The sequence below is a fragment of the Variovorax brevis genome (assembly GCF_030317105.1).
In the GTDB taxonomy this organism is placed as follows: domain Bacteria; phylum Pseudomonadota; class Gammaproteobacteria; order Burkholderiales; family Burkholderiaceae_C; genus Variovorax; species Variovorax brevis.
Map to the genome: position 1 here is coordinate 295,354 of NZ_JASZYG010000005.1, position 12,222 is coordinate 307,575.

Sequence of the window (12,222 nt, forward strand, 5' to 3'; positions counted from 1 at the left end):
GTCCCATGCCCAACAACCCCATCGACTCCAAGGATCTCTTCCCCTGCTGCGCCCGCGCAGGGCTTGCCGTGTTGCTCGCGGACCTGTTTCGCGCACTGCAACGCAAGCGGGCCATGCAGCGGGCCTGAACGTCGAGTACCGGGCTGCGAGCATGAGGCAGCGCTCACGTGGTAGCGTGACGCCAAGCCAGGCTCCAAATGTTCAAGCACATCCTCGTCGCCACCGACGGTTCGGCCCTTGCCACGCGAGCCGTCGCCTCTGCCATTGAACTGGCCAGCGTGCACGGTGCGCAGCTGCTGGTGCTGACGGTGGTGCCGGTCTACCCCGAAAGCAACTTCGTCGGCGGCAGCGCCATCTTCGACGCGAAGGACATGGGACGCATCGAGCAGGGTCTCGCCCAGGATGCACAGGCGCTGATGGAGCAGGCCGCGCAGTCCGCCGCGGACCGGGGCGTCAAGGCCGGGACGGTGGTGATGCATTCCGACGCGGTGGGCGAAACGATCATCGCCGCGGCAAGAAAGCACCAGTGCGACCTGATCGTGATGGCCTCGCACGGCAGGAAGGGCATCAAGCGCTTGCTGCTGGGCAGCGAAACACAGCGTGTGCTGAGCCGGGCGCAGATTCCTGTGCTGGTCTTGCGTTGAGTGATGCGCTGGCGTGCGGCAATGGCGTGAATGCCGCAAGGCGCATGTCGCTGCACGGGACTTCTGCCCCGAAGCCCGTTTGAGTGCCCGCCGACTCAGCGCGTCCCCGGCACGCTCATGACAAAGATCCCGCTCGCACGCAGCACCAAGCGCTCGCCCACCTTCAGCAGGCAACTCGCGTTGGTGAGCCGCCCGCCCACCTTGTGGACGTCGACATGCGCTTCGAGCCAGTCACCTTCACGCACGGCGCCGATGTAGTCCACGCTCAGGCTTGCCGTCGCAGGCGGCGCCGGCAGGCTCAGTTGGCGTCGCAGCACCGCCCCGAATGCCGTGTCGGCCAGCGTCGCCAGGAAGCCGCCGTGCACGATGCCGATGGAATTGAGATGGTCGGGCGTGATGCGCGTGGCGAGCACCGGCCGTTCGTCGTGCAGGAAGAAGGGGCCGACCAATCGCACGAAGCCGCGGTCCAATGTCTTGAGGGTGGTGTATCCGGGCGGGGCGTCGGCCGACGCAGCGCCGTTGTCTGCGGTGTTCATGCAGTCATTGTGACGCGCCGACACACCGGTTTGCCGTGCCGCGGCGACTCGCTGCCTCGATCCATCCGGGCGCAGCGCACTCCGGCGGCGTGGATCTTGCAATTTCATCGCTCCGCCTACGCGCCGCCCGGCACATCGGCCCTATAACCGCTTGACACGCCCGCCGTTGTCGAAGGACCTCCCCCATGAGAATCCATGCCGAATGCAAGATGACCGTCAAGGCCGCGGAGGACTGCCCCGTGGTGGCCATGATGCGTCCTCGCAGTGGCGAGGCGCAGTGGATGGTGAGCGAGGTCTACGAAATGCGGCCGTGGGTGCCAACGACCGAATACGTCGACCCGTACGGCAACCTGTGCCAGCGCCTGACCATTCCCGCCGGCGAGATGCGCATCGAAGTCAGCACGGTGATGGAGACCGAAGAGCACATCGCCGTCGCACCCGATGCGGGCGTCACGCCGATTGCCCGCCTGCCTTCGGACGTGCTCGTGTTCCTGCTCCAGAGCCGCTACTGCCCGTCCGACAAGATGGAAGACCGCGCCAGGGAGATCACCCAAGGCGTCGATCCCGGCTATGCGCAAGTGGAGGCCATCCGCGCGTGGATCCACGAGAACGTGGAATACAAGTACGGCGTGAGCGATGGCAGCACCGATGCGCTGGACACGCTCGACGCCGGCTCCGGCGTGTGCCGCGACTTCGCCCACATCGGTGTGGCGCTGTGCCGCGCGCTGCGCATCCCGGCGCGCATAGTGGTGGGCTATCTGTACGAACTCGACCCGATGGACATGCACGCCTGGTTCGAAGCCTACGTTGGCGGGCGCTGGTACACCTTCGACGCCACGCAGGCCGAGCCGCGCGGAGGCCGCATCGTCGTGGCCTATGGCCGCGATGCGGCGGACGTGGCCTTTCTCTCCAATTACGGCCCGCTCGAAATGGGCGACATGAAAGTCAGCGTGCACTGCGTAGGTCCCGCGCGCTGAAAACGCCAGACGCGCGATGGCTTGGGGTGGCGGTTCCCAAGGCGGCAAGCGCCGGAACACTTGGCGCAAGGCGAATCCGGCTCGACGGCGCGGCCCCGGCTGACGCAAGGGCGGGCGCTTTTCGAACAAGAATACCGGACCCTTCCTCCACCCGCAACCCATGGCAATCCACCAAGCCGAAAGTACCTGGCCCTTCCTGACCGGAGGCGGGCAACTCGCTGGACTGATTGCCGGCCGCGACTGGAGCCGCACCCCGGTCGGCCCGCTTGGCGACTGGCCGCCTCACATGAAAGCCGCCACCGCGCTCATGCTGCGCTCGGTGGTGCCCATCGTCATGCTGTGGGGCGAAGACGGTGTCATGGTCTACAACGACGCCTATTCCGTCTTTGCCGGACAGCGCCATCCGCAGCTGCTCGGCTCCAACGTTCGCGAAGGCTGGGACGAAGTCGCCGACTTCAACGACAACGTCATGAAAGTCGGCCTCGCGGGCGGAACGCTGAGCTACACCGACCAGGAACTCACCCTCTACCGGAACGGCAAGGCCGAGCGCGTGTGGATGAACCTGGACTATTCGCCATTGCTGGACGACGGCGGCATGCCCGTCGGCGTCATGGCCATCGTCGTGGAGACGACAGAAAAGGTCATCGCGGAACGCCACATGCTGCGCGAGAGCGAGCGCTTCGAACAGCTTTTCGAGCAGGCGCCGGGCTTCATGGCCATGCTCGCCGGGCCGCATCACCGCTTCGTGTTCGCCAATCCGGCGTATCAGCGTCTGACCGGTCATCGCCAGCTGATGGGTCGCACCGTGGCGCAGGCGCTGCCCGACGCGGCGGCTCAGGGCTATGTCGACCTGCTCGACAAGGTCTACGCGACCGGAGAGGCCTTTACCGCGCACGGCTCCCGCTACGCCATGCAGGTGCATGAAGACGGCCCGGTACAGGACCGCTATGTCGACTTCGTGTTCCAGCCCATCCGCGATGCGACCGACACCGTCACGGGCATCTTTGTCGAGGGCGTGGACGTCACCGCGCGGCTGGCGTCGGAGACGGCGCGGCGAGAAAGCGATGCGCGCCTGGCGCTCGTCATCGAAGGCGCGAAAGACCACGCGATATTGGCGACGGATGCGCTGGGTTTCGTCACCGACTGGTCGGCCGGCGCCGAGGCCATCTTCGGCTGGAGCGCCAAGGAAATCGTTGGGCGCACCGCTTCCACGCTCTTCACGCCCGAAGATCGCGCCCGGCGCGCGGACGTGATGGAACTGGAGACAGCCGCGCGCGAGGGTTGCGCCACCGACGAGCGCTGGCATCTGCGCAAGGACGGCACGCGCGTGTACATGAACGGTTCCGTGCGCCCCCTGCCAAATGATGCGCACGGCCGGCCCCGCGGCTTCCTGAAGATTGCGCGGGACGAGACGGCGCGCAAGCTCGCGCTGGGTTTCTCGGACGCGCTGGCCTCGCTGCCCGAGCGCCTGCTCGATCTGGATGCCCCCGCGGACATCACCTTTGCCTCCCTGCGGCTGCTTGGCGAGACATTGAGCGCGAGCCGGGTGGGGTTCGGCACCATCGACGCCGTGGCCGACACCCTGCATGTCGAGCGCGACTGGACGGCGCCCGGCGTGCAAAGCCTGGCCGGCGTCACCCCGCTGCGCGACTACGGCTCCTTCATCGACAGCCTGAAGCGCAACGAATTCATCAACATCGCCGATGTGCGCGAAGACGCGCGAACGTCCTCCGCCGCGCCTGCGCTGGAAGCACTCGACAGCCGCGCTTTCGTGAACGTGCCGGTGATGGAGCAGGGCGTGCTGGTGGCGGTGCTTTACGTCAACAACACCAGCGTGCGCCCCTGGACGCCCGAGGAACTGGCCTTTGTGCGCGAGATGGCCGAGCGCACGCGTTCAGCCGCCGAACGCGCGCGCGGCGTGGTGGCGCTGCGCCTGAGCGAAGTCCAACTGCGCGAGGCCAACGAGACGCTGGAGGCCAATGTGCGCGCGCGCACAAAGGAACTGATGGCCGCCGAGGAAGCGCTTCGCCAGTCGCAGAAGATGGAAGCCATCGGCCAGCTCACCGGCGGCATTGCGCACGACTTCAACAACCTGCTGGGCGGCATGAGCACCAGCCTGCAGGTGCTCGAGCGGCGCATCGCCGCGGGCAAGTTCGACAACTCCGCGCGCTACCTCGGCATGGCGCAGGATTCGGTGCGCCGCGCGGCCGCACTCACGCATCGCCTGCTGGCCTTTTCACGGCGCCAGACGCTGGACCCGAAGGCGGTCGACGCCAACCGGCTGATCGGCGGCATGGAAGACCTGATCCGTCGCACCATGGGGCCGAGTGTCGAGGTCGAAGTGGTTGGCGCGGGCGGCCTGTGGTCCATCAAGGTCGACCCCTCGCAACTGGAGAACACGCTGCTCAACCTGTGCATCAACGCGCGCGACGCGATGGCGCCCAACGGCGGCAGGCTCACCATCGAGACGGCCAACAAATGGCTGGACCAGCGCGCGGCCTCGGAGCGCGATTTGCCCACCGGCCAATACATCTCGATTTGCGTGACCGACACCGGCGCGGGCATGTCGGCCGAAACCATTGCGCGCGCTTTCGATCCGTTCTTCACGACCAAGCCGATGGGGCAGGGCACGGGCCTGGGCCTGTCGATGGTCTACGGCTTCGTCAGGCAATCGGGCGGGCAGGTGCGCGTGTATTCGGAACTGGGCAAGGGCACGACCATGTGCCTCTACCTGCCACGCCATCTGGGCAGTGCGGAGGCAGACCCCGAACAGCCGGACGATGAAGCGGCGGAGCCGGGCGATGGCGAAACCGTGCTGGTGATCGAGGACGAAGCGACCATCCGCATGCTGATCGTCGAAGAGCTGGAGGGCGCCGGCTACCGCGTGCTGTCGGCCGAAGACGCACCCGGCGGGCTGCGCCTGCTGCAGTCGGATGCGCGCATCGACCTGCTGCTGACGGACGTGGGATTGCCGGGTGGCCTGAACGGCCGCCAGGTGGCCGATGCAGGGCGCGTCGCCCGGCCGCAGCTCAAGGTGCTGTTCATCACCGGCTACGCGGAGAATGCGGCGGTGGGCAATGGGCTGCTGGAGCCGGGCATGGAGGTGATCACCAAGCCCTTCGACATTGCGGCGCTGGCGCGCAAGGTGAGGGAGATGGTCGAGCGGTAGGGGCGCCCAGCGCTCTACTGCACGAATTGCCGCGCCAGCTCGTCGATCAAATCGCGCTGGAAGGCCGCGAAACGTTCGTTGGGCTGCTGCGCCATCGCCAGCTCCAGCATCGGATCGACGACGCCGGTGCGCACGTCGGCCAGCGTCTCGACGATCGCGTGGCCGCAGAAGGGCACGTAGGCTTCGGAGTAGCCGCCTTCGTGCACGATCACCAGGCGCCCGTCGCAGTGGCGCTGCGCGGCCTCCCGCACCAGGCGCGTCATGGCGCGGTAGCTGTCACTGTGCAGCAGCATCCGCGCCAGCGGATCGACCGCGTTCGCGTCCAGGCCGCTGGCCACCACGATCAGCTCGGGCCGGAAGGCATCCAGGGCGGGCAGGACGATGCGCTCCAAGGCATGCAGGTAGGCGTCGTGCCCGCCGCCCGGCAGCAGCGGGATGTTGATGTTCGCGCCCAGGCCGGCGCCCGCGCCGCGCTCCTCCGCGCCGCTGTAGCCGGGCGGAAAGCAGCGATCCTGGTGCAGCGAGATGGTGAGGGTGTTCCGGTCCTCGTAGTAGATCGACTGCGTGCCGTTGCCGTGGTGAACGTCCCAGTCAAGCACCGCGACGCGCTCGATGCCATGTTTGGCGCGCGCAGCCTCGATCGCGATGGGGATGTTGGCCAGCAGGCAGAAGCCCATCGGCTTGTCGCGCAGGCAGTGATGACCCGGTGGACGCGAGAGCGAGAAGGCGTTGCGCGAGCGCCGCGACATCACCGAGTCGATCGCGCCGATCGCAAGGCCGGCCGACAGGGCGGCGATCTCGTAGCTGCCTGGACCGAAGGGCGCGTAGTCGCCGAGGTCGCCGCCGCCGGCATCGCTCAGCGCCTTGAAGCGCGACAGGTATTCGCGTGGATGGATGCGCAGCAGGTCTTCCTCGGTCGCGGGCGCCGCGCTGCGGATGTCCAGTGAAGCGGCCAGGCCGGACACCTGGATCAGCGAGAGCAAGCGGCGCTTGGATTCGGGCGATTCCGCATAGCCGGCAGCCGAGGGCGGCTGCACCCAGCCGCCCACCGGCAGGATGAGCGCGTGCATGCCGCCGGTATGCCAGAAGGTGCGTTCGTCGGTGAAGAAGGCAGTCTTGTCCATGGGATGTCCTCGAGAAGTGAGTGATGCAGTGGAAGTGAAAGGATCAGCCGCGTTCGACGCGCAGCAGGCAGGAAAAGGACAGCACGCCGATCGCCGCCGCGGCGAGGAACAGCGCCTGCAGGCTGGCACCCGCATCGAGCAGCAAGCCAGCCAGCAGCGGCCCGACCGCCAGGCCGGCGCCGATGACGAAGTTGAGCGAGGCGACAAGGCGTCCCGAGCCGTCGTGCTTTGCCACCGCAGCAAGGATGAAAGGCAGCACGAAGGTCCAGGCGAACTTGAAGGCAAAGACCGTGGCCGCGTAGGCGAGCACCGTGGACCCGACGGACAGCCCCAGCAGCGAAGCGACGAGGATCGCGTAGCCCAGGAGCAGCATGGCCTTGCGTGCGAAGCGGCCGCCGATGTACGAGGCGCATGCAGCGCCGGCGATGCCCATCACGCTGGCGATGGCGAGCAGGTCGCCGTTGAGCCCGGCGCCGACGCCTGCAAGCTCGGCCGCCTTGCTGGCGAAGGTCCACACGCCACCGATCGCCACGTAGAAGGCCAGCACGCCGGCGATCGACAGCACGGCCATTGCGAGCCGGGTGCCGGCTCCGTCGGCCTTGGCGTGCGCGACATTCCCGCCGTTGCCGCCGTTGCCGCTGCCCTGACCGATCCCCGGGTCGAAGCCCCGGATCAACGGCGCGGCCAGCAGCGTCAGCACGGCCAGCGCAAAGTACAGCGCACGCAGCCCGAACGCCGCGAACAATTGCGGCAGGAGGTAGAGGCCAACGGCGCCGGCGACCAGTTGTCCGATCACCCACAGGCCATAGACGCGGTCGCGGTTCGCGCTGGCCGCGGCGCTGGTCATGCACAGCACCATCAGCGTGCCGCCGCCCAGCGCCGTGAGGGCGCGCAGCGCGAGCAGTACGGCGAAGTCGCCGGGCATCCACCACGCGGTGAGCAGGTTGCCCAAGCCGAGCAGCAACACCGCCACGGCCGCGACGCGCCGCGCATCGGCACGGCCCAGCCACAGGAAGGACGGCAGGGTCGCGCAGCTGAAGGCGCCCAGCTCCACGAAGAAATAGGTGCCGATCTGCGATGCGCTCAGGCCCAGTTGGGCGCCCAGCTGCGCGGCCACCGCCGGCGCCACGAGCAACAGCAGCGGCGTGATGGCCGCGAAGACGACGAGCGACACCAGCGTGGATGCGGTGAATCCGCGACCGGAAGCGAGCGGGGGGAGCGGCAGGGCATGCATGCTTTTCATGGCGTTGAATCGGTGCTTGGTTGGCGGGCGGGCTGCCCGGATCGGCTCGCATTGTGGAAAGCGGACTGCGCGATGCACAGACGTTCAAGTGGACGCTGCGGTAAACCCGCAGGCCGGCGCGGTGCCTCTGTGCGAACCGGGCGCGCAGGCGGGGCGCAGAACCGGCCGCGCTGCCCTGGAGCCCGTCAGCCCCGTTCATTTGGAGGGGCTGCCCGCACCGCCTTTCAAGTGCCGAAGGCGGCACGTATGATCAAAAACACCGATCCGACGCCCGCCTGCAGGGAGGCTGCCGGCACCCCAAAGGAGCACAGGTGAATCGCAGCGCAGACAACGGGCAGCAGAGGCAGCACCGCGATCCGTACCTGGACATGCCGCCCGCCATCAGCCTCGACGAGTACGCCGGCACCCCGCTGGCGCCGCGCCGCGGCGACTTCGCCGGCCCCTTCGGCAGCGACGGCAGGGCCGCGCGCGAACTCAGCCTGCTGCTGCTCGACCTCTATGCGCTGGCCCAACGCAGCGGCATCGGCGAGTTCGAGAACAGCTTCTTTCGCTGCCTGTCGGGCTATCTGCCCTTCGATGCCGGGTGGACTGGCGTGACCACGCTCACGACCACAGGCCCGGTGATCCACAACAGCTTCGTCTACGGCTTGCCCAGCGAGTTCTTCTCGAGCTGGCAAGCGGTGCGCGACTGCGATCCCCTGGTGGAGGGCATCGGTGGCCGCTATGGCAAGGCCTTCGCGATCTCGATCGTGGCGCCGGGCATTGCGCCGCGCTTTCGCGACTGGGCGGTCGGCTGGGGGCTGGCGCAGTTGATGGTGGTGTGCGTGCTCGACCAGCGCTTCGGGCTGGCCACCTTCCTGTCGGTCTACAGGCGCTCGCTCGACAAGCCCTTCAGTGCCGAAGACATGCAGCGCGTCGAAGACATGATGCCCCACCTGGCGGCGGCGCTGACCGTCAACCGGTCCTTCCGGCTGACGCATGAGCGCGGGGAGAGCAGCTCCGCGCCCACGCGCGCCATCTGCGACGGCTTCGGCGCGGTGCATCAGGCCGACAAGGCCTTCGAGACCTTGCTGCGCGGCGAATGGCCCGGCTACCATGGCCAGCACCTGCCACCCAACTTGCAGGAGTACCTGCACGCGCACGGCAACGGCAAGGCGGTCTACGTCGGCGAAACGCTGCGCATCGAATGCTCGCCCATCGCCGGGCTCTACCAACTGGAGGCCAGCCCGCGATCGCTGTTGGACCGCCTCAGCCCGCGCGAGCTGGCGGCCATCCGCTACTACGGCGAAGGCCTCTCGCACAAGGAAGTGGCGCAACGCATGGCGATTTCACCCACCACCGTGCGCCACTACGTGCGTTGCGCCTACAAGAAGCTGGGCATGCACGACAAGAGCGAGATTCCCTGGCTGCTGGGCCTGCAAGGCAAACGCTGAAGGATCGTCGACAACGGAAGTCAAGGTACGTCGCCGACGCCGGGTCCCTTGCCCGGCTCGCCGGCCACTTCAGTACTTGATCTCCCGTTTTTCCTGACGACCGTCCTGCTTGGTATCGCGCTTGTCGTGTCGGCACGCGGCGTTGCTTTGCTGGTTCGCCTGTCTGCAGTCGACTTTGTTCGAACGCGCTTCCTGCTTGGCGTTCTGATTGGCCGACCTGCCCTCCTGTCGCTGCTGCGATTGATTGGTTGCCAGCGCCGTGCCCGACAGGGCGAGAAGGCTGCCCGCGGCGAGCAGTTGGACTGCCCGGCCCCAGCGTACTTTTCCCGAATCGATCATTTGCATGCTCCTCTTGTTTCGCACGGGGGATCCGTCTGCGAATGCTTCGCGCTGGCCGGTGCGTCGATCGCACTGGCAAGCGCAAGGTCCACTTCAACGAAGCGCAGCATCGCCTCCATGAGCGCTTCGCGAACTACCCGGCGAGCTCGGCTTCATGCCGGCGCCGGGGCACGCCCCTAATACGGGGCATTGACCACGACGAACTGCGATCCTTGTGGCTGGTACCAGGTGCCTCCGCATTGCTGGTAGACCATGCCGCCGTAGTTCACCGGGACACAGCTGGGCGGCACAGACGGGACCATCGAGCCGATCACGGCGGAGGTCACGGCGACCGCGGCGCCGACGGCCACGGCGCCAGCGACCGGGTGATAGTCGTTGTCCCAGCCGCCACAGCAGTTGCCGCTGGCATTCACGTTGACGTTCCGGTTCACGTTGACGTTCTGGTTGACGTTGACGTTGGTGTTGCGGTTCGCATTGACGTTGGTGTTCCGGTTGGCATTGGCATTGGTGGCGCGGTTGCTGTTGACGCTGTTGGCGCTGGAACTGCGAACATCATTGGTGCGGGCGTCGGCCCTGTTGGGGTTGGCCTGCGCGGCTTGTCTGCCGCCACCACCCGCAGCACCCGCGCGAGCACCGCCTCCGCCGCCGCCTCCACCTGCGCGAGCACCGCCACCACCACCATGGGCTGCGGCACGTCCACCGCCGCCTTCCCGACCAGCGGCCTGCGCCGCGGGGGTCAGTGCGAAGCTGGCCAGAACGAGGGCAGCCAGTGGGACCGCCAGCAACTTGTCGAATGATCCGTTCATGGTCGTTCTCCTAGTTGGTCTTCGCCGGAACAAATTCGATCTTCTTTGCCCCCTTCGGCGGCGCGAACTTGAAGCTTGTCTGGTTGAAAGGCGGCTTCAGGTCCCAGTCCATGAGGCTGACCGATTGGGGGCGGGCCTCGTCGGCACGATTGGTGATCACGAGCTTGCGCGGCAATGGCTTTGTGCCACTTGCAATCCATATCTGCCAATCGAAATCGCCCTGGCGAAACGCGTAGTGGTCGCAGGGAACATTGCCGACGAGATCCGGCCCGGCATTCATGGCCGACTCGATCTTGTCCACCGGCGCAGCCGGGGTGCCCCAAAGGAACAGGTCGGCCAACGGAATTTCAACGCCGTAGCGCTCTTCCAGCTTGCTGACCAGGTCGCTGTTCGACCCCGCGAAGTCCACCGACGAGTAGTACTTCAGCGCAGGAAAGTAGAGCGTCGCAGTCTTGCCGTCAAAGACGAGTTCGCGATCGGAGCGAATGGTGTGCATGCGGGCGCGCAGCTTGTCCGGTCGCTGCACGTCCACGGTGGCAGACGCGGTGTGCAGCAATTTCTGGCCGTCGACCAGAACGCGCTCGCCCGTCAGCGAGGTCGTCGTACGGAAGCGCTGCAAGGTCTGCAAGTAGGCCCCCATGTCCTTGAGTGCCTGGATCGACGCCGGATCGACGGCATTCGCGGCGGGTGCAGCGGGTGCAGCGGGTGCAGCGGGTGCAGCGGGTGCTGCTGGCGCCGCCGTGCCTGCCGGCGCCGTTTGTGCGACGACGACAGGCGCCGCCAGCGACAAGGCCAGCACGGCCGATGTGAGTCCTGCAATTTTCATGTCGGCTCCTTTGGGCGCTGAACAGCAAATCAAGCTGAACAACAGCAGCATGCGCGCTCGATTCGTGCAGCGCATTGACGATTATCAACCGCGATGCTCACGCGCGGCGCATGGAGAGAGCCGCAGGCGATGGATCAATCCACTTTGGCGCCCGACACCTGCACCAGCTTCTGGATCACCGGCCCGCTCGCCTCGAAGTTCTTCCTGAACTCCGCCGAGCTGTTGCCCATGGCCACGAGGCCGAAGGCCTGGAAGCGGGCCTTCATGGCGGCGGTTTGCGTCGCGGCGCGGGCTTCCTTTTCAAGCCTTGCGAGGATGGCCGGTGGCGTCTTGGCAGGCGCCGTCAGCATCACGCCGCCCAGCGGCTTGAACTCTTCATCGGTGAAGCCCGCTTCCGCCATCGTCGGCACGTTGGGCAACTCCGACAGGCGCTTCTCGCCGATGATGGCCAGCGGGCGCAGGCTGCCGCTCGCGATGTGCGGCGCCATCGTGCCCAGCGTGCCGATGCCCATCGGGATCTGGCCGGCGATCATGTCCTGGATCATCGGCGCCTCGCCCTTGTAGGCGACGTGCGTCATGTCCAGCTTGCGCGATTCACTCAAATGCGCGTTGAGCAGGTGGCTCGACGATCCGACGCCGAACGATCCGTAGTTGACCTTGCCCTTGTTGGCTTGCGCCCAGGCCACGAACTCCTTCATGTTGCGCGCGGGCACGTCCTTGTTGACGGCGAACACCAGGCTGGCCGAGCAGATCTCGGTGATGAAGGCGAAGTCGCGCCGCACGTCATAGGGCACCTTCGCGAACATGTACTGCGCGTAGTAGATCGGCGTGGCGTGCGACATGAAGATCGTGTAGCCGTCCGGCTGCGCGCGCGCCACGATGGACGCGCCGAGCATGCCCGAGGCACCCGGCTTGTTGTCGACGATGACGGTCTGCTTCAGGCTCTTGCCCAGTTCGTCGGCCAGCACGCGTGCCAGCACGTCGGTCGCGCCCGCGGGCGGCGCGGGCACGACGATGGTGATGGGCCGCGTCGGGTAGTCCTGGGCGATGGCGTGCGCGCCGCACGCGAGTGCGGCGACGGCGATGAGGGCCTTGCTGATGAGATGGCGCATGGGTTTCTTGTCT

General features: G+C 67.0%; 12 protein-coding genes. 5 read left to right on the forward strand and 7 right to left on the reverse strand.

Going from position 1 to position 12,222, the window contains the following annotated elements; all coding sequences use genetic code 11:
- Positions 1-5: 5 nt before the first annotated feature.
- Together QTI66_RS17795 and QTI66_RS17800 are read left to right on the forward strand one after the other, a co-directional pair.
- Complete coding sequence (locus QTI66_RS17795) at positions 6-128, forward strand: hypothetical protein (protein WP_286561158.1); 123 nt, start codon at positions 6-8, stop codon at positions 126-128.
- Between the two features lie 69 nt (positions 129-197).
- On the forward strand, positions 198-644 hold the full coding sequence (locus QTI66_RS17800; protein WP_286561159.1) for a universal stress protein: 447 nt from the start codon (positions 198-200) through the stop codon (positions 642-644).
- Between the two features lie 95 nt (positions 645-739).
- On the opposite strand, the gene QTI66_RS17805 is transcribed toward QTI66_RS17800, so the two are convergent.
- Positions 740-1,180, reverse strand: coding sequence for a PaaI family thioesterase (locus QTI66_RS17805; protein WP_286561160.1), 441 nt, complete (start codon positions 1,178-1,180; stop codon positions 740-742).
- 185 nt (positions 1,181-1,365) lie between these two features.
- Here QTI66_RS17805 and QTI66_RS17810 point away from each other — a divergent pair, with 185 nt between their 5' ends.
- Both QTI66_RS17810 and QTI66_RS17815 read left to right on the forward strand, forming a co-directional pair.
- Positions 1,366-2,157, forward strand: coding sequence for a transglutaminase domain-containing protein (locus QTI66_RS17810; protein WP_286561161.1), 792 nt, complete (start codon positions 1,366-1,368; stop codon positions 2,155-2,157).
- 160 nt (positions 2,158-2,317) lie between these two features.
- Positions 2,318-5,326: a PAS domain S-box protein gene (locus tag QTI66_RS17815; RefSeq protein ID WP_286561162.1), complete on the forward strand. Its 3,009-nt coding sequence runs from the start codon at positions 2,318-2,320 to the stop codon at positions 5,324-5,326.
- A 14-nt stretch (positions 5,327-5,340) separates the two neighbouring features.
- Here QTI66_RS17815 and QTI66_RS17820 read toward each other — a convergent pair whose 3' ends face one another.
- Both QTI66_RS17820 and QTI66_RS17825 read right to left on the reverse strand, forming a co-directional pair.
- The gene (locus QTI66_RS17820) at positions 5,341-6,450 is read right to left on the reverse strand and encodes a histone deacetylase-like amidohydrolase (protein ID WP_286561163.1); all 1,110 of its coding nucleotides are present in this window, start codon (positions 6,448-6,450) and stop codon (positions 5,341-5,343) included.
- A gap of 43 nt (positions 6,451-6,493) precedes the next feature.
- On the reverse strand, positions 6,494-7,693 hold the full coding sequence (locus tag QTI66_RS17825) for an MFS transporter (protein ID WP_286561164.1): 1,200 nt from the start codon (positions 7,691-7,693) through the stop codon (positions 6,494-6,496).
- Between the two features lie 311 nt (positions 7,694-8,004).
- Here QTI66_RS17825 and QTI66_RS17830 point away from each other — a divergent pair, with 311 nt between their 5' ends.
- A complete protein-coding gene (locus QTI66_RS17830) occupies positions 8,005-9,126 on the forward strand; it encodes a helix-turn-helix transcriptional regulator (protein ID WP_353506203.1) in 1,122 nt (373 codons plus the stop codon).
- A 69-nt stretch (positions 9,127-9,195) separates the two neighbouring features.
- Here QTI66_RS17830 and QTI66_RS17835 read toward each other — a convergent pair whose 3' ends face one another.
- From QTI66_RS17835 to QTI66_RS17850, 4 genes are all read right to left on the reverse strand, one after another.
- The gene (locus QTI66_RS17835) at positions 9,196-9,471 is read right to left on the reverse strand and encodes a hypothetical protein (protein WP_286561165.1); all 276 of its coding nucleotides are present in this window, start codon (positions 9,469-9,471) and stop codon (positions 9,196-9,198) included.
- A gap of 170 nt (positions 9,472-9,641) precedes the next feature.
- The gene (locus QTI66_RS17840; protein ID WP_286561166.1) at positions 9,642-10,271 is read right to left on the reverse strand and encodes a hypothetical protein; all 630 of its coding nucleotides are present in this window, start codon (positions 10,269-10,271) and stop codon (positions 9,642-9,644) included.
- Between the two features lie 10 nt (positions 10,272-10,281).
- Complete coding sequence (locus QTI66_RS17845) at positions 10,282-11,097, reverse strand: DUF2092 domain-containing protein (RefSeq protein ID WP_286561167.1); 816 nt, start codon at positions 11,095-11,097, stop codon at positions 10,282-10,284.
- A 134-nt stretch (positions 11,098-11,231) separates the two neighbouring features.
- Positions 11,232-12,209 (reverse strand): Bug family tripartite tricarboxylate transporter substrate binding protein, encoded by a 978-nt coding sequence (locus QTI66_RS17850; protein WP_286561168.1) that lies wholly within the window; start codon positions 12,207-12,209, stop codon positions 11,232-11,234.
- Positions 12,210-12,222 lie beyond the last annotated feature (13 nt).

What these genes read in the sequence shown, in the direction of transcription:
- QTI66_RS17795 (WP_286561158.1), top strand. Translation starts at nt 6, where the DNA reads ATGCCCAACAACCCCATCGACTCCAAGGATCTCTTCCCCTGCTGCGCC.
- QTI66_RS17800 (WP_286561159.1), top strand. Translation starts at nt 198, where the DNA reads ATGTTCAAGCACATCCTCGTCGCCACCGACGGTTCGGCCCTTGCCACG.
- QTI66_RS17805 (WP_286561160.1), bottom strand. Translation starts at nt 1,180, where the DNA reads ATGAACACCGCAGACAACGGCGCTGCGTCGGCCGACGCCCCGCCCGGA.
- QTI66_RS17810 (WP_286561161.1), top strand. Translation starts at nt 1,366, where the DNA reads ATGAGAATCCATGCCGAATGCAAGATGACCGTCAAGGCCGCGGAGGAC.
- QTI66_RS17815 (WP_286561162.1), top strand. Translation starts at nt 2,318, where the DNA reads ATGGCAATCCACCAAGCCGAAAGTACCTGGCCCTTCCTGACCGGAGGC.
- QTI66_RS17820 (WP_286561163.1), bottom strand. Translation starts at nt 6,450, where the DNA reads ATGGACAAGACTGCCTTCTTCACCGACGAACGCACCTTCTGGCATACC.
- QTI66_RS17825 (WP_286561164.1), bottom strand. Translation starts at nt 7,693, where the DNA reads ATGAAAAGCATGCATGCCCTGCCGCTCCCCCCGCTCGCTTCCGGTCGC.
- QTI66_RS17835 (WP_286561165.1), bottom strand. Translation starts at nt 9,471, where the DNA reads ATGCAAATGATCGATTCGGGAAAAGTACGCTGGGGCCGGGCAGTCCAA.
- QTI66_RS17840 (WP_286561166.1), bottom strand. Translation starts at nt 10,271, where the DNA reads ATGAACGGATCATTCGACAAGTTGCTGGCGGTCCCACTGGCTGCCCTC.
- QTI66_RS17845 (WP_286561167.1), bottom strand. Translation starts at nt 11,097, where the DNA reads ATGAAAATTGCAGGACTCACATCGGCCGTGCTGGCCTTGTCGCTGGCG.
- QTI66_RS17850 (WP_286561168.1), bottom strand. Translation starts at nt 12,209, where the DNA reads ATGCGCCATCTCATCAGCAAGGCCCTCATCGCCGTCGCCGCACTCGCG.